This window comes from Desulfuromonas sp. DDH964, assembly GCF_001611275.1.
GTDB lineage: Bacteria > Desulfobacterota > Desulfuromonadia > Desulfuromonadales > DDH964 > DDH964.
This window is the reverse complement of sequence record NZ_CP015080.1, coordinates 2,172,157-2,189,066: the sequence shown is the minus strand read 5'-3', so window position 1 is coordinate 2,189,066 and position 16,910 is coordinate 2,172,157. Positions and strand designations below refer to the sequence as shown.

Below are 16,910 nucleotides of genomic sequence, written 5' to 3'. Positions count from 1 at the left end.
GCTGGATGATACCTCGCGATCGTTTCGACCGGATCTTGGTGGTTCTGCTCTTGGTGGTTCTGTGTTCCCTCGGCGGCCTGCTGGTGACCCAGGGGCAGAGTGGGACCGCTGGCGCAGTGGCTGTCGACCGCAACCTGGAACGGGATCTTGCCGCACGGGCACGACTCGCTTTTTTCGAGCAGACTTATGCTCCGGTCGTCAGCTTGCAAGCGGCCGGAAATGACCAGCAGGCGCTGATGAAACTGGAAGAACTGGGCCGGCGTTATCCCGGCGAGGCCCATGGCGACATCCTGCGCGCGGCCAGCCTGTTGCGGCTCGGTGCGCTTCCCGAAGCAGTGGCCGCTGCGGTGCGAGCGGTACGCCGCAACGGCGATTACGTCGATCGGGACTCGCCCTTTTCCCAGCGCCAGGTCATTCAGCAACTGGTCGATGTGGGGCTCTCCTCCCTCGCCGAAAAGGCCCGCCTGACTCCGGGGAATCCGACTCTGGGGACAGCCCTGAAAAATGTCTACTACCTGCAAAGCCGGCTCGCCGGCGGTTGTGAATAGGGGATTGCTGTTTGGGACGATTTGACCGTCATGGCTGGTTGATTCTCTTCGCTGGCGCGGCCCTGGGTCTCGCCGGAGTGATGCTGGCAGCCTGGGGCAACCCGGAGAACTCAGGGATCTGCGTCTCCTGCTTTATCGAGAACAGCGCCGGCGCCCTCGGTCTGCACGGCAACGAGCGGATGCAATATCTGCGTCCCGAGTTGATCGGTTTTCTGCTCGGTGGAACTCTCAGTGCCGCCCTGTTTCGCGAATTCCGCAGTCGCGGCGGCAGCGCTCCGTTGCCGCGCTTTGTTTCCGGGCTCTTTCTGATTGTCGGCTGTGCGGTCTTTATCGGTTGCCCGATCAAGCTGGTGTTGCGCCTGACCGCCGGTGACTGGACCGCTGTCGCCGGTATGGTAGGTCTGGTTGGCGGGGTTTGGGTCGGCCTGCGCTGCCTGGCAGCCGGGGTACATTTTGGCAGCGGCCATCGCCAATCGGGAGGGAGCGGTCTCTGGTTGCCGGCACTCTTCTTGCTTTTTCTGGGCTTGCTCTTCTGGCAACCGGCGTTTCTTGCGCTTTCAAGCAGCGGCAGTGGGGCCCAGCATGCACCGATGCTGATCTCCCTCGGTGTGGGACTCACCCTCGGTGGGCTCGCCCAACGTAGCCGCTTCTGCATCACCGGGAGCCTGCGGGATCTGCTTTTGATGGGACGCCGGGCGCCCCTGGGGTGGGGTTTGGCCGCTTTCTTCGTGGTCGCCCTGGCCGCCAATATTGGCACCGGGCAGTTCCACAGCGGCTACTACGGGCAGCCCGGTTCCCACCTTGACGCGCTCTGGAGTGGCATCGGCATGTTGCTGGTCGGTTGGGTTTCGGTTCTGATCGGTGGTTGCCCGTTCCGACAATTGATCAAGGCCGGGGAGGGGGATGCCGACGCCGGACTCGCCGTTCTCGGCATGTTTGCCGGCGGTGCTCTGGTTCAGGCCTGGGGCCTTGCCGGTACAGCTGCCGGTGTTCCCCTTTTCGGCAAGGTGGCGGTCCTCTGTGGCCTCGTATTTGTTCTCGTCAGTTGTCTGCTCTTTCGGGAACGGAGCTGTGCCTGAAGTTTTACAAGGAGATCTGGTTTGCAACAACCCAAACGCAACCCGGCGCTTATCTGGCGTCATGAAAAACGACGTGAAGAAGAGATCCTGGCCGCCATGGCCAAGGGCGAGGACGTCTCCGAGCGGGGAACTGTGATCCTGCTTGAAGGTGGGACCATGCACCAGCTTAATCTGGTCGGCGGCATGATCTGGAGCCTCTGTGACGGCAATCGCAGTCGGGAGCAGATTGTCGAGGCGCTGGCGACGGAGTTCGACGCCGAGCGCAACGAACTTGAAGCCGACGTGGCGATCTTTCTGGAGGACCTCCAGGGAAGGGGGTGGCTGATCGATGGCTGACGCGACAACGGAGCTTCTCTCCGCACCACTGACATTTAACTGGACCCTTTCGTTCCGCTGTAACTTCAGCTGTTCACACTGCTATAGCCGCGACGAGATTGCCGAGGAGTTATCGACTGCCGACCTCAAGCGGATTGTCGACATTCTGGCCGATCGCCAGGTGCCCTTCATTAATTTCGGCGGCGGCGAACCGTTGATTCGCGAGGATCTCTTCGAGGTTGCAACCTATGCCAGCAGCAAGGGGCTGCGGGTCTCGATGAATTCCAACGGCTGGTTGATCGATGGCGCGGTGGGCCAAAAGTTGAAGGACGCAGGTTTTGCCAGCGTCGGCATCAGCCTCGACAGCGCCGATGCCCTCTTGCATGACGATTTCCGGAACATGCCCGGATCGTATGATCGGGCGCTGCGGGCCCTGGATTCCCTGCGCAGCGTCGGTCTGGCGAGTACCATGAGTTCAGTGATCTCGCGCATCAACTACCGCGACTATCCCCGCCTCCTCGATCTGGCCCGTTCCTACGGGGTTGGCCAGGTTTACCTGCACAACTTCAAATGCAGCGGGCGCGGCTTCAAGAATCGCGAAGAGCTCGACCTCGATCCCGGCGAGTGGAAAGCCTTTTATCAGGAGGCCTTGCAGGTGAAGGCCGAAACGACCGATTTGAATATCTCTTTCGACGATCCGGTCATCGCCTCCCTCCCCGGGTACCAGGAAAACCCGTTGGTAAAAGGGAGCAGTTGTGGTAAGCTTTCGCTGCATTTACGGCCCAATGGCGACATTACTCCCTGTGGATTCATCCCCCTGGTGGTTGGTAATATCCTGCGGGACGATTTTGATGCGATCTGGTACGATTCCCCGGTCCTCAAGGGGATGCGGCATAAAGAAGCGACCGGCAAATGTTCCGGTTGTGGTTCCTTTGCCGACTGTCTCGGTGGCTGCACCGCTCGTGCCTTTGCCACCACTGGCGAGTTCAATCAACCCGATCCCCATTGCTGGAAATAACTGGCGCCGTGGTGGTGCCTGCGAATAGACGTCTGATCCACACAATTCCAAAGGAGGTGAGGCCCATGAAAGCGTATTTGAAGCCCCGGGTGGTTGGTTCCTCGAACGTCCATCCCTGCTGAACAAAGAAAGGGGGCAGTGAAGACTGCCCCCGATTTTTTTTATGTCACTCGATCTCCTTGATGCTCCGTTGCGGCTGACCTGGGATTTGCATGGCGGGTCCGACCCGGTTCCCATGGATATTGCCCGGGAAGTTGCCCGCAAGGTCGCCGCGGCCGGGGTCTTTTTCGTCTTTTTGGAAGAAGAGCCTTTCGCTCATCCCGGGTTTGCGGAAATTATCGCGCTGCTGCGCGCTGGCAACTGCCAGGTCACGGTGGTTTGCCGCGGTACGGAGATAGAACTGGCCGCGGCCAGTAATGGACCGCTGCCGGACGACCTGCTGCTTGATGCGAGCCGTTTTGTTACGCGTGCGGCGGTCGATAAACCTGCCCTCCATGCCGCACTCTGCGCTCTGCGCAAGGCTGGTGCAAATCCCGGCCTCCTGCTGGTCCCAAATACCGCAAATCTTCACTCACTTCCAGTACTTGCCGACTTCTGCCGCGATCACGGAATCGGCCGTTTTAAGTTGCCAAACGTACGTATCGATGCTAACTTTGGCCGCTCCTCCGAGCCACCGTTGCCCCCTGTTGCACTCCGGGAGTTCCAGTCGTCCATAGCTGCCGCAGGCAGTGATCTCGGCCGGGGTCTTGCCCTCGAGGTCCACGACCTTTTCCTCTGGGAGATTCTCTTTCCGGGTGGCGGCGGTGAGCGCAGCGAATATGGTGGGTGTCAGGCCGGCAACAGTGTCGGTTATGTCGATGCCAGCGGTGACCTCTATCCCTGTTCTTCCTGGCCGCGACTGATCGGTTCATTGCTCGAACATTCACTCGACGAGCTCTGGCACTCGGCGCAGAGACTGGCCATTCGTGAACAGATAGCGACCGTTCCTGCCGGCTGTCGTGGTTGCCGGGACTATCCCGTCTGCTTTGGTGGCTGCCGTGGCCTCGCCGAAACCTTTGCGCACGGAACCGAGCGCGACCCCGCCTGCGACGGTCCGCGCTGAGCGGACGAAACGGACTCATGGCCATTTACCTCGATAACGCGGCGACCACCTTCCCGAAACCTCCATCCGTGGCAGCAGCGGTCACCCGAACCCTGACCGATGCTGCCGGCAATCCCGGACGGGGGGCTCATCGTCTCAGCCTTGACGCTGGCCGCATTCTCTTTGAGACCCGCGAAGCGGTCAGTGAAATGTTTGGTGTCGGTGATCCGGCGCGCGTGGTCTTTACCGCCAACGCGACGATGGCCCTGAACCTGGCACTCTTTGGTTTTCTTGCGCCGGGCGACCGGGTTGTGACTACCAGCATGGAGCACAATGCGGTCACACGTCCGTTGCGCGCCCTCGCGGAGACCGGGGTTCAGGTGGTCAAGGTGGCTGGCGACGCCCTGGGGAGCGTCAACCCGCAGCTGTTGATGGAAGCCTGCCGCGCTGAGCGGACCCGCATGCTGGTCCTCTCCCACTGTTCCAATGTCAGCGGAACTCTGCAGGCGATCGACGAACTCGGCCCCTGGTGTCGCCGCGAAGGAATCCTGCTGCTGGTCGATGCCGCCCAGAGTGCCGGGCTCTTTCCACTGCATCTTGAGGCCGGCGCTATCGATCTGCTCGCTGCTCCTGGCCACAAGGGGCTCTACGGGCCACAAGGGACCGGGTTTCTCTGCCTGGCCCAGGGGCTGGTGCCGCGGCCGCTTATTTATGGCGGCACCGGCGGTAACAGTCATTCCGAACTGCCGCCGGAGCAGTTGCCAGAGCGCCTTGAAGCCGGCACCCCCAATACGCCCGGTCTGGCAGGGCTCAAGGCCGGGATCGATTTTATCCGTAGCGTCGGGATGACGAAGATCAGGGCGCGCGAAGCACAACTCAACGGGCAATTGCTCGAGGGGTTGCAGGCGATTCCCGGTATCTCACTCTTCGGTCCCCGCGATCCCGAGCAGCGCGGCGGCGCTGTTTCTTTCCTCCTCGCCGGTCGTGACCCCGCAGAAATCGGTTTCCTTCTCGACCGCGATCATGGGATACTGACCCGCGTCGGATTGCACTGCGCACCGGATGCCCATCAAACCCTTGGGACCTTTCCCCGCGGCACGATTCGCGTCAGTCCGGGGTACTTCAACACTTCCGACGATATTGAACAACTGCTTGCAGCGCTGGCCTTTCTGGCCAACCAACCTGCTGACTGAATAGGACGTGACTTTCATGGTAAGGAGATTCGAGATGCTGAAACAGCTTTTGCGCCTGATCCCCGGGGCCCTGCTGGTCCTCACCTGCGCGGCCTGTTCCCTGCCGCCCGAGAATCCGGTTACCCGCGAACAGCTGATGAAAACCCGTATCTACAATGCCTACATTATTGAGGAATCGCCGGAGCAGGTCCTTAACGCGCTCAACTCTTACGGTGAAGTGATCCTCGCCGCCAAGCGCAACGTCCCCGGCAAGAACTATCCGGTGCATGTCAAGATCCTGGCCACCAGCGAAGGGCTGGAAGTCCTCGATTACGACCGCTGACCTGGTTGGAACCACCCCCTGACGAATCGGATACCCCCGATGAAAAAATTCTACGTTCTGGACACCAACGTCCTTTTGCACGACCCCCAGGCCCTGTTCCGTTTTGAGGACAATGATGTGGTTATCCCGATCACCGTGATCGAGGAGATCGACCGCTTCAAGAAAGACCTCAACGAAACCGGCCGCAATGCCCGCCAGGTCTCCCGTCTCCTCGATGGCCTGCGCGGCGAGGTGCCCCTGGTTCAGGGGGTGGCGCTCGAAGGGGGCGGCATGCTGCGGGTCGATCTTTACACCGAAGACTCCATGAAGCGGCTCCCTCCGGAGTTGCGGGTTGATCGCGGCGACAATCGCATCCTGGCGGTCGCCCTGGCGCTGAAGTCCACCTGCAATTGCCCGGTGGTCCTGGTGACCAAGGACACCAACCTGCGCATCAAGGCTGATGCCATCGGCTTGACCGTCGAAGACTATGAATCGGACAAGGTTTCCATCGAGGAGCTCTACCCGGGATCGGCCGAGGTCCTGGTCGACAAGGACGAGGTCGATCGTTTTTATGGCCAGGGCTTCCTCCCGCTGCATGGGGACTATCGACCCAACCAGTGCCTCACCCTGGTTGCGTCCACCAATCCTTCCCATACCGCCATCGGCCGCTACGCCGCCGGTCAGCAGCGGGTCGTCCCCCTGATCAAGTCGCCCAAGGAGGGGCTCTGGGGGATTCATCCGCGCAACCGCGAGCAGCAATTTGCCATCGATATGCTGCTCAACGAGGATATCCAGCTCGTTACCCTGGTTGGCAAGGCCGGCACCGGCAAAACCCTGCTGGCGATTGCCGCCGGCCTGCTCAAGGCCGCCGACGAAGGGGCCTACAGCCGCCTTCTCGTCTCCCGCCCGGTCTTCCCGATGGGACGGGACCTCGGCTTTCTTCCCGGCGATGTCGAAGAGAAACTGGCGCCCTGGATGCAGCCGATTTTTGACAACGTCGAGCTCCTCCTCGGCAGTGTCGATGAACGGGGCAAGCGCAAGCGGGGCTATCGGGAACTGGTCGACATGGGGATTCTCGAAATCGAGGCCCTGACCTATATCCGAGGCCGCTCGATTCCCAAGCAGTACATGATCGTCGATGAGGCACAGAACCTGACTCCCCACGAAATCAAAACGATCGTCACCCGGGCCGGGGAGGGGACCAAGCTGGTGCTGACCGGCGACCCCTACCAGATCGACAACCCCTATGTCGATTCGTCGAGCAACGGTTTGACCTATGTGGTGGAAAAGTTCAAGGACCAGGAGATCTCCGGGCATATCACCCTGACCAAGGGAGAGCGCTCCCCGCTGGCGGAACTGGCGGCCAACCTGCTTTAGGCCAGAGTTGAGAGGTCAGCTTAAAGATTGAGCGGCAAACCATTGGACCTGAAGCACTTTTCTTCTCCCTTAACGCTTGACCAGCCTGCCCATGCTGCTTCTCTGCCTTGAATCTTCCTGTGATGAGACCGCGGCCGCCGTTGTGCGCGACGGTCGCCAGGTGCTGTCCAGTGTCATTGCCTCCCAGGTCGATATCCATGCCCGTTATGGCGGAGTGGTGCCGGAGCTTGCCTCCCGCAGTCACCTCGAAGCGGTCATCCCGGTAATCGAAACAGCTTTGCAGGAGGCCCCAGTAACCCTGGAGGAGATCGAAGGGGTCGTCGTTACCCGTGGCCCGGGGCTGATCGGTGCGCTTCTGGTCGGGCTCTCTGCAGCCAAGGCGATCGCCTATGCCCGCAATCTGCCGCTGGTCGGCGTCCACCATATTGAGGGGCATCTACTCGCCATCCAGCTTGAAACACCGATCGCCTACCCGTTCCTCGCCCTGGTTGTATCGGGCGGGCATACCCACCTCTACCGGGTGGACGGCATCGGTCGCTACCAGACCCTGGGCCGCACGATTGATGATGCTGCCGGGGAAGCCTTTGACAAGGTCGGGAAACTCCTCGGCCTTGACTATCCCGGCGGCCCGCGGATCGATGCCCTCGCCAGGGAAGGGAATCCGGCGGCGGTCGCCTTTCCCCGGCCGCTGCTGCACAAACCTGGCTCCGATTTCAGCTTCAGCGGCATCAAGACGGCGGTTTTCAATTATCTGCAACAGCAGCCGGCTCTCGATGAAGGCGGGCGTGCCGATACGGCGGCCAGCTTCCAGGCTGCGGTGGTCGAGGTGTTGACCCGCAAGACGATGGCGGCCGCAGAAACGGCCGGCCTCGAACGGATCGTCATCGCCGGCGGGGTCGCCTGCAACCGGGGGTTACGCCAGTCGATGCAGAACGCCGCCCGGAATTGCAGCCGGCAGGTCTTTTTCCCTTCGCCCTCCCTTTGTGCCGATAACGCCGCGATGCTCGGTGTTGCCGGCAATTTTCGCCTCAAAGCGGGCGCCAACGACGCCCTCGATCTCAACGCTGTTGCCAGCTGGCCCCTTGACCGGGTAACGGCTGGTACGCCCGGCTGATGACGGACGGTCACCATGTGGCGACGCTGGAGGATGATCCGACAGGTCAAGCTGCAATTTCTCCGCTTTGCCCGGCTCAGCGGGACCCCGGATGATATCGCCAAGGGGATGGCTCTCGGCATCTTTATCGGCATGACTCCGACCTTCGGCTTCCAGATGGCGATTGCCGTCTGCTTTGCCTGGCTGCTGCGCGAAAACAAGCTTGCTGCCGCCCTTGGGGTCTGGATCACCAACCCGGTCACCGCCCCCTTTATCTATGCCCTCGAATATGAAACCGGCCGGGTCCTCCTCTCGATGGAGCGGGTGCACCTCCCCGCGAATTTTACCTTCGCGGCCTTGCGTCCCCTCGGCTGGGAAGTGGTATTGCCCCTCTGCTTCGGCAGCCTCCTCTACGCGCTGGTCTCCGGCGCCCTCGCCTATGCCGTGACCCTGCGCATGATTCCGGTCGTCCGCAACTGGCGCATTCCCCGCTGGCCCCGGCGCCGGCGTTAATCTCAGGTGGGTCGAATTCCCCGAAGCTTGCTTCGATGAAAGCGATCAATCTAAACTTTTGATACCCCGTAGCTTGCTGCGGGGAGATTCATTTCGAGCCTTCTCCGGCCATGAACGGATAGACTTAGATGCAGTATCGACCGAAAAAACGTTTCGGGCAGAATTTTTTGCGCGACTCCGCAGTCGTGGCCAAGATCCTGGGTGCCGCCCGGATCGAGGCGGGGGATCGGATCCTCGAGATCGGTCCGGGCCTCGGCGCCCTGACCGACCAGCTTCTGGCCGCTGCCGGCGAGGTGACCGTTATGGAGGTCGATCGCGACCTGGTGGCCAGCCTGGCCGCCCGCCGGGAGCCGGGGCTGCGCATCATCGAAGGGGATTGCCTCGACCTCGACTGGGCCGCCGCCTTGCCGCTCCCCCCCTACAAGCTGGTTGCCAACCTGCCGTATAATATTTCCAGCCAGGTCCTCTTCAAGGTCCTCGACCATCGGGTTCGCTTCTCCCGGCTGGTACTGATGTTCCAGAAGGAGGTGGGCGATCGTCTCTGCGCCGCGCCTGGCTCCTCCGCCTATGGCATCCTCTCGGTCTTCTGCCAGCTTGAATTCGACATCCGCCGGGTGACGGTGGTTCCGCCGGGTGCCTTCTTTCCGGCCCCCAAGGTCCATTCGGTGGTGCTCGAATTCGTGCCGCTGCCGACCCCGCGGGTCGTAATTGCTGACCAGCGCCTCTTTCGCCGTGTGGTCAAGGGGGCCTTCGGCCAGCGGCGCAAGACCCTGCGTAATTCCCTGCTTGGCGCCGGGTTCCTCCCCGGAGAGATCGACCGCGCCATCGAACAGTGTGCCATCGCTCCGCAGCGGCGGGGAGAAACCCTCAGCCTCGAGGAATTTGCCCGCCTCAGTGCTGCTATCGCGGCGACGGCCGAGAACTGACTGCCGACCGGAGGTTTCATGCCCGACATCATCGCGAGGGTCAATGGCCAGCCCCTGACCCGGAACGACCTCGACAATGCCATTCAGGGCTATGCCCTGCAGCATTATCGCAAGAGTATGGACCAGCTCAGCGCCGAACAGTTGCGGCAGGCGACCGAACTGGCCCTGGAACAGCTCCTTGCCCGGCAGCTCCTCTTTCTGCAGGCTCTTGCCGGCGGGATCGTCGCCCCGGTCCCGGCAATTGAAGCCGAACAGGAGCGCCTGTGTGCCAACTTTCCCAGCGCCAAAGAATTTTTCGCGACCCTCGCCAAGGCGGGGATTTCGCCCGCTGACCATTTTCGCATGCTGCGCCAGGACCTCACCGTCAATCTCTTCTGTGAGCGGCAGCTCGCCGAGCTGGCCCCGCCGACGGCAACCGAGCTGGAGCGGGCCTGGAACGAGCAGGGCCCGCGGTTGCAAATGCCCCTTAAAATAAGGGCTGCCCATCTGTTGATTCGGGATCCGGGCGGACAATCGGCGCCGGCGCGGCAAAAGTGCGCCGCCCTTGCTGCCGAAGCCACTCCGGAAAACTTCGCTGCGCTGGCGCGCCAGCATTCCGCCTGCCCGAGTGCCGCTTCCGGCGGCGACCTCGGCTGGGTCCGGCGCGGGACGATGGCTCCCGAGTTCGAGGATCTTGCCTTTGACCTCCCGGCCGGCGCCATTGGAGGTCCGGTCGCCACCCAGTTCGGCTGGCATCTGGTCCTGGTGCTCGAGCGACAAGAGGCAAGGCCTCTTTCCCGGGAGGAGGCCCTGCCGCAACTGCGGCAAAAACTGCATGAAGAACGTCGCAACCAGGCGTTGCAGGCGCTGGTCCGCGACCTGATTGCTGCTGCCGACATCCGTCTTTTCGACGCCACACTCCCCTGGCCCTCCTCCTTGTCAAGTCCCGGATGATCACCTAAGCTTAAGGGCACGGTCGCCGCCCACGACGGGCGGTGCAGTAACGGCAGCTCCATTCCCCCTCAACGAAGAGTGGAATCATGCGCGTTATCTTCGAAAATGCTACCGAACCCGCCAATGCTGACGATCTCGTTGCCAAGATCAGCGCCGCCCGGCAGCTCGCCGTCGAGGAAGTCGATCCTGGAGCGCGGCCACTTCTGCTTGCTCTTGCCGACCTCCTCCAGGCCAGCACCCCTCCCTTTTTCCTGCTCCCCCTCGCTCCCCCCGAACTCGCTCAATTCCTGCTGGGAATATTCCGGTTTCTGGAACATCCCGCGGGTGAGCCTGCGGTCGCCTTTTACCCCCTGCCCGGCGACCGCAGCCTGCTCCTGACCAATACGGTCGACGCCCCCTACCTGGTGCATACGGTCCAGGCCGGGCTGGTGCGCCAGGGCATTTCCTTCCAGGTCGTCAGCCACCCGCTCCTCGCCATCGACCGCAGTGCTGGCCGGATCAGCAGCATTGGACCGCTGGATGGGGCCGGGGAAAGGGAATCGCTGATTGTCATTCTACTGCAGGGGTTCCAGGACCAGCAGGGCGATTCGGTACGGGCTGTGACCCTGGCCGGACTCGAAGCCGCTCTCGTGGTACAGGCTGCGCGGCCGGCGATGCAGTCGGTCCTGGCCCGACTTGGCGATGCCTGCACCGTCAAGTCGGAACGGGATTTTATTCACTGGCTGCAGGAAGGGAGTTACATCCCCTTTGCCTATCGGCAATTTTTGACCGATTGCGAAGGCGAGCCGGTCGATCCCCTGCCTGAGGTTGCTGGCAGCGTTCTTGGGCTGGTGAACCTGCCGCCCGACCCGGACGCCTGCCAGCGATTGCAGCGTCAGCATCGTCTGGTGGTCGAAACAACCACCTTGCCGAGCCCGATCCTGGCGAATGACAACCTGGTCTATATCGGTCTTTTCGAGGAACGGGACGGACAGCGGTTCGAACATGCCTTTTGGGGACTCTTCTCCGAACAGAGCACCAATGCGCCGAACGACACCATCCCGGCCCTGCGCCAGCGCATCGAGGCGGCCCTCGGCCGCCTCGGCATTCCCCGCGATTGCCACGACTGGCGCAAGACCATGGAAATCGTGAATACCTTTCCCAAGGTCGAGCTCTTTTTTATCTCCGCAGACGAACTGGTTTCGGTACTGCGCTCCTTCACCCAGATTTATCGCCATGGCAGCGTCAAGGTGGTCATCACCCGCAGTCTCGCGGTGCGCGGCCTGACCCTGTTACTGATCATGCCGCGGGAGTTTTACGGCAGCGACAACCTGGCGCGGATCGAAAAATTTCTCGGCCGCGCCCTGCAGGCCGACGACCTTGCTTCCCGGGTGATACATATCTCCAGTGATTACCTCAGCCTGCATGTTTCCGCCCGTCCCCGGGCCGAGCAGCTGCACATCGACCAGACCCGCCTGGAACGTGGCCTGACCCGCCTGGTTCGGCCCTGGGACGAGCGCCTGCAGCGCCAGATCAACCATGCCTTCGGCGAGCAGGGCGGACGTCGGCTCTGGCGCCGCTACGGGAAAACATTCAGCCGGGAATACCGGACCCTGGTGCATCCCCGGTTCGCCATGCGCGACCTGCAGGTGGTCGAAAAGCTGCTCACCGACGGCGCCGATCGGGTTGACCTCTGGGGGCCGTTCCCCGACCCGGGGGGAGAATACTTCCGACTCCAGTTCTACAGCCTCAGTGAAAAATATCTCAATGACCTGATGCCGATCCTGGAAAATCTCGGCCTCTGTGTGATCGACGAGGTCGACTTTTCCCTGACCCCGGACCCGCATCCGGTCTATATCAAGAGCTTTGCCGTGCGCGGGGCCCAGGCCGGACATCCCAATCTCGCCGCACTGCGCAAACCCCTGCTCGAGGCCTTTCTTGCCCTCCATCGCGGGGCCGCTGAAAACGACTACCTCAATCGCCTGCTGATTCCGACCGGCCTCGACTGGCAGCAGATCGATGTCTTTCGTGGTTACCGGAACTACTATTTCCAGCTCGGTTCTCCTTTCACCAAAAAACGGGTCGCCTTTGCCCTGATCAACAATCCCGAGGTGGCCCGTCTCCTCTACGACTATTTTGCCGCCCGTTTTTTCCCCGACCCGCGCTGGGAGGACCTGGCACGGCGGGAAGAGGAGGGGCTCTCCCCCCTGCGCCAGGAACTCGTCGCCCTGCTCGAAGCGGTTGCCGACCCCAACGAGGACCGTATCCTGCGCACCCTCTTCAATCTCATTGATTCCACGGTCCGCACCAACTTCTTCTCGCGCCGCGAGCAGGACGACTACTTTTTCGCTTTCAAGATCAGCGCCCTCGGCATTATCGAGATGCCGGCGCCGCGCCCCCTCTTCGAAATCTATGTCCATGCGGCCAGCATGGAGGGAATCCACCTCCGTGGTGGCAAGGTGGCGCGCGGCGGCATTCGCTGGTCTGACCGGCCGGACGATTTTCGCACCGAGATCCTCGGCCTGATGAAGACCCAGATGACCAAAAACGCGCTGATCGTGCCGGTCGGCTCCAAAGGCGGATTTGTGATCAAGCAAGCGGTCACCAGCCGCGAAGAGGGGGCCCGGCTCTCCCGTGCGGCCTACCAGGTGCTGATGCGCGGCCTGCTCGACCTGACCGACAACCGGGTGGAAGGGAAGGTTGTCACCCCGGACGGGATCGTGGCTTACGATGATCTGGACCCCTACCTGGTGGTCGCCGCCGACAAGGGGACGGCACAGTTTTCCGATACCGCCAACGCCATCAGCCGCGACTACGGCTTCTGGCTGGATGATGCCTTTGCCAGCGGCGGCTCGCACGGCTATGACCACAAGGATCTCGGCATCACGGCGCGGGGGGCCTGGGAAGGGGTCCGGCGTCATTTTCAGGAGCTTGGTGTCGATATCCAGAAGGAAGCCTTTACTGTGGTCGGCATCGGGGACATGAGCGGCGATGTCTTCGGCAACGGCATGCTGCTGTCACCGGAGATTCGCCTGCTGGCCGCCTTCGATCATCGCCACGTCTTCCTTGATCCGAACCCGGACCCAAAGACTTCCTTTGCCGAAAGGCAGCGCTTATTCAACCTGCCGCGCTCCTCCTGGGACGATTACGATCGCGCGCTGATCTCTCCGGGAGGGGGGATCTTCCCCCGGGACGCCAAGGAGATTCCTCTTTCCGAGGAGGTGCGGCGCTGGCTGGGTGTGCGCCATGACCGGATCGATGTCTCCGGCCTGATTCGCCTTCTGCTCTGCGCCGAGGTCGACCTGCTCTGGAACGGCGGTATCGGCACCTATGTCAAGGCCAGCCCCGAAAAACACGAGGACGCGGGGGACCGTTCCAATGATTCCCTGCGGGTCGATGGCGCCGAATTGCGCGCCAAGGTGGTCGGGGAGGGGGGGAACCTCGGTTTCACCCAGCGCGGGCGCATCGAGTATGCGCTCCACGGCGGGCGCATCAATACCGACGCCGTCGACAATTCGGGGGGCGTGGACTGCTCCGACCACGAGGTTAACCTGAAGATCCTGATGCAGGGGGTGCTCAGCCGGGGCGAACTTTCCGGCAGCGAGGAGCGCAACCGGTTTCTGGCCGAATTGACCGACGATGTGGTCGAGGCGGTCCTTGCCAACAACAGGCAACAGGGGCTTTGCCTCTCCCTCGATCAGCGCCGCTGTGCGGTCGATAACGAACCCTTCTTTGTCTTGACCGACCGCCTGACCCAGGCCGGTCTCCTCGATCGTCGCGGGGAATTCCTGCCGACGGTCAAGGAGGTGCTGGCCCGGGAAGGGGGTGTGCTGAGTCGACCGGAACTGGCCATCCTCATGGCCTACAGCAAGATGCAGCTCTACGCCACCCTGCTCGAGAGCGATCTTCCCGACCGGGAAGCGTTGCAGGAGCGGCTGGCCTCCTATTTCCCCCCGGCGGTGGTGCAGCGCTACGGCGATGAGTTGTCGCAACACCCGCTGGCCCGGGAGATCTGCGCTACGGTGCTGACCAACGAGCTTGTCGGCCAGGCCGGTTCTGCAGTACTCAACCAGCTGGCGAAGCAGTCGGGTGCGCCCCTGGAGCGGGTGGTGGAGACCTACCTTGTCTTTGACGGCGCGCTCGGCGGCAGGGAGATGCGCCAGGCAATCGAGACTGTCGGCACCAAGCTGCCGATCGAAGAGCAGTATCGCCTGCTGCTGGAAATCGAACAGGTGCTGGGTGTCATGTGCGAGTGGGCGCTGATGCGCTATCTCCCCGTCGTCGCGGAGGCCGGAGCGCTGGATCACTACCGGGAACTGGTCTCCCAATACCGCAAATCCCTGGGCGGGCTGCTCCGGGAGGAGGACTGGAGCCAATGTCGTGAGCGCTCAGCCGACCTCGAGAAGAACGGTTTTGATCCGGAAACGGCGCAGCGCATCGCCAGTCTCGGCTGGTTTGGCAATTTCGTTCCGCTGGTCGAACTGCTGGAGAAGAGCGGCGGCGATCTCTTCTCGGTCTCCCAGACCTTTACCGAGGTTCGCGACCGGCTCGGAATCGATCTTCTCGTCGCCGGGCTGGACGGGGTACCGCTGCGCGACCGCTGGGACCGCCTGGCGCGCCAGGCTCTTGGCGCCGCCTTCCAGCGCGGAGCCTTCCAGCTCACCCTGCAGGTGCTGGCGAAAAGCGCCGGCAACCCGGACGCCTATTTCACCGGCCGCCGCGCTCCGTTTCGCGCCTACCAGGCCCATCGCGAGGCGTTGCGGGGGAGCCGGCCGGCCAACTTTCACGCCTTTACCGTCCTCTCCCGGGCCCTTGAGGCCCTGATTGATGAAGAGAACTTCAAGGAGCCCCGCAAATGATCCGCACCTCTCTCGGCCCCGGCATCACCTTTTTCCCGCAGCCGATGACTCTGGTTGGCAGCGTCGACAGCAACGGTGCCTGTGACCTCATGGCGGCTTCCTGGGTCGGTGTCGTCAGCAAGACGCCGCCCACCCTGGCCCTCTCCCTCCATCATGGGCGCCAGTCCTATGCCAATATCGCCGTCAGCGGCGAATTCTCGGTCTCCCTTGTCCCCGAATCGATGATGGCGGCTGCCGACTTTTGCGGCCTGGCCTCGGGGCGGGATCACGAAAAATTCAACCTTACCGGTCTCACCCCGCAGCCGGGAACCCATATCAAGGCGCCATCGGTGGCGGAATCCCCGTTGTGTGTCGAGTGCCGGGTCGCCAGCGAGGTGGTTCTCGGTGACTACCGCCTGCTGCTCGGCGAAATCCTCGATATCCAGGTCGCCGCCGCGGCTATTGACAGCACTGGCCGGATTGATCCGCACCTGGTCGCCCCGCTGGTCTACCTTGGGGGTATTCGTGAATACTGGGGTCTGGGAGGGAAGATCGGAACCGCCTACAGCGACGGCAGGCGATTCTTTGCGACCAGATCGTAAGCAGGCGAGCGGGACCCCTGGCGCGCCCCGGTGATATCTCTTTACAGTGGCGCCAGCACCATGCTATAGACTAGAACGCTTTTTTGAAGACCGCGATCCGCCCGGGACCCGTACCGGAGCAGGCCATGATCGGTGGTTTTCAACTCATCCAAGACCGCCTGGATCCGCGGACCGGGACGGAAGGCAAAACTGGCTCCCGGTGGCATCGAATACCGGCGGGACCGGAAATTTTCTGGCCTTTCGGACCTGTTCCGAAAGGTTTTTTCGTTCCAGGCGGCAATTCAGGAAAGAGCTATGAAGAAAAAACCGGTCACCATAATCGATATTCAGCGCATGAAGGCCGACGGTGAAAAGATCGCCGTCCTCACCGCCTACGACTATCCCTTTGCCCGGCTGCTCGACCAGGCCGGGATCGACATGATCCTGGTCGGCGATTCGGTCGGCGCCGTCGTCGCCGGCTATGACAACACCCTGCCGGTGACGATGGAGGAGATGATCTATCACACGCGCGCGGTGCGCCGCGGGACAAATCACGCCCTGGTGGTCGCCGACATGCCGTTCCTCTCCTACCAGGTCGACCTGGCCGAGGCCCGGCGCAACGCCGGGCGCCTGATCAAAGAGGGGGGCGCCCAGGCCGTCAAACTCGAGGGGGGCGAAAATGTCGCCGCGACCATCGCGGCGATCGTCGCCATGGATATCCCCGTCGTCGGGCATATCGGGCTCACTCCCCAGTCGATTCACCGCATGGGCGGGTACCGGGTGCAGGGACGGGAAGACGAACAGGCCCGGCAACTGCTGGCGGATGCCCGGGCGGTCGCCGCGGCCGGCGCCTGCGCCATCGTCCTCGAAGGAATTCCGGCCCGGCTTGCCGACGAAATAACCGCGGCAGTCCCGATCCCGACCATCGGCATCGGCGCCGGGGCCGGCTGCGACGGGCAGGTCCTGGTGATCCACGACATCCTCGGCCTTTGCGAAAAGTACTCCCCCAAATTCGTCAAGCGCTATGCCGACGTGGCCAGCCTGATCAGCGAAGGGGTCGACAGCTATATCCGCGAGGTCAAGGGGGGGGATTTCCCGGGCAAGGAGCACAGTTTCTAGACCGCCGCAGAAAGGA

At 62.4% G+C, this 16,910-nt stretch carries 15 protein-coding genes; all 15 read left to right on the top strand.

Annotation, left to right across the window (positions count from 1 at the left end; translation table 11 throughout):
• Positions 1-5: 5 nt before the first annotated feature.
• The 15 genes from DBW_RS10060 (at position 6) to panB (ending at position 16,894) form a co-directional block, all read left to right on the top strand.
• Entirely contained in the window at positions 6-548 is a 543-nt protein-coding gene (locus DBW_RS10060; protein WP_066727395.1) for a hypothetical protein, read from the top strand.
• Positions 549-559: 11 nt separating this feature from the next.
• Positions 560-1,627 (top strand): YedE family putative selenium transporter, encoded by a 1,068-nt coding sequence (yedE, locus tag DBW_RS10055; RefSeq protein ID WP_066727393.1) that lies wholly within the window; start codon positions 560-562, stop codon positions 1,625-1,627.
• 21 nt (positions 1,628-1,648) lie between these two features.
• Entirely contained in the window at positions 1,649-1,963 is a 315-nt protein-coding gene (pqqD, locus tag DBW_RS10050) for a pyrroloquinoline quinone biosynthesis peptide chaperone PqqD (protein ID WP_066727391.1), read from the top strand.
• Positions 1,956-2,960 carry a GeoRSP system radical SAM/SPASM protein gene (locus tag DBW_RS10045; protein ID WP_066727389.1) on the top strand — a complete coding sequence of 335 codons (1,005 nt, stop codon included), beginning with the start codon at positions 1,956-1,958 and terminating at the stop codon, positions 2,958-2,960. Before pqqD ends, DBW_RS10045 begins: the two co-directional genes overlap by 8 nt.
• A 163-nt stretch (positions 2,961-3,123) precedes the next feature.
• Positions 3,124-4,062: an SPASM domain-containing protein gene (locus tag DBW_RS10040; protein WP_066727387.1), complete on the top strand. Its 939-nt coding sequence runs from the start codon at positions 3,124-3,126 to the stop codon at positions 4,060-4,062.
• A gap of 17 nt (positions 4,063-4,079) precedes the next feature.
• Entirely contained in the window at positions 4,080-5,234 is a 1,155-nt protein-coding gene (locus tag DBW_RS10035; protein WP_066727386.1) for an aminotransferase class V-fold PLP-dependent enzyme, read from the top strand.
• A 34-nt stretch (positions 5,235-5,268) separates the two neighbouring features.
• Complete coding sequence (locus DBW_RS10030) at positions 5,269-5,556, top strand: hypothetical protein (protein ID WP_066727384.1); 288 nt, start codon at positions 5,269-5,271, stop codon at positions 5,554-5,556.
• A gap of 39 nt (positions 5,557-5,595) precedes the next feature.
• Entirely contained in the window at positions 5,596-6,912 is a 1,317-nt protein-coding gene (locus DBW_RS10025; protein WP_066727382.1) for a PhoH family protein, read from the top strand.
• 91 nt (positions 6,913-7,003) lie between these two features.
• Complete coding sequence (gene tsaD / locus DBW_RS10020; protein WP_066729782.1) at positions 7,004-8,026, top strand: tRNA (adenosine(37)-N6)-threonylcarbamoyltransferase complex transferase subunit TsaD; 1,023 nt, start codon at positions 7,004-7,006, stop codon at positions 8,024-8,026.
• 15 nt (positions 8,027-8,041) lie between these two features.
• On the top strand, positions 8,042-8,518 hold the full coding sequence (locus DBW_RS10015; protein ID WP_066727380.1) for a DUF2062 domain-containing protein: 477 nt from the start codon (positions 8,042-8,044) through the stop codon (positions 8,516-8,518).
• Positions 8,519-8,646: 128 nt separating this feature from the next.
• A complete protein-coding gene (rsmA, locus tag DBW_RS10010) occupies positions 8,647-9,444 on the top strand; it encodes a 16S rRNA (adenine(1518)-N(6)/adenine(1519)-N(6))-dimethyltransferase RsmA (protein WP_066727378.1) in 798 nt (265 codons plus the stop codon).
• Positions 9,445-9,462: 18 nt separating this feature from the next.
• Positions 9,463-10,377 carry a peptidylprolyl isomerase gene (locus tag DBW_RS10005; RefSeq protein ID WP_066727376.1) on the top strand — a complete coding sequence of 305 codons (915 nt, stop codon included), beginning with the start codon at positions 9,463-9,465 and terminating at the stop codon, positions 10,375-10,377.
• Between the two features lie 86 nt (positions 10,378-10,463).
• Entirely contained in the window at positions 10,464-15,215 is a 4,752-nt protein-coding gene (locus DBW_RS10000; RefSeq protein ID WP_066727375.1) for an NAD-glutamate dehydrogenase domain-containing protein, read from the top strand.
• Positions 15,212-15,796 carry a flavin reductase family protein gene (locus DBW_RS09995; RefSeq protein WP_066727373.1) on the top strand — a complete coding sequence of 195 codons (585 nt, stop codon included), beginning with the start codon at positions 15,212-15,214 and terminating at the stop codon, positions 15,794-15,796. Before DBW_RS10000 ends, DBW_RS09995 begins: the two co-directional genes overlap by 4 nt.
• 294 nt (positions 15,797-16,090) lie before the next feature.
• Positions 16,091-16,894, top strand: coding sequence for a 3-methyl-2-oxobutanoate hydroxymethyltransferase (panB, locus tag DBW_RS09990; protein ID WP_066727370.1), 804 nt, complete (start codon positions 16,091-16,093; stop codon positions 16,892-16,894).
• Positions 16,895-16,910: the final 16 nt, after the last annotated feature.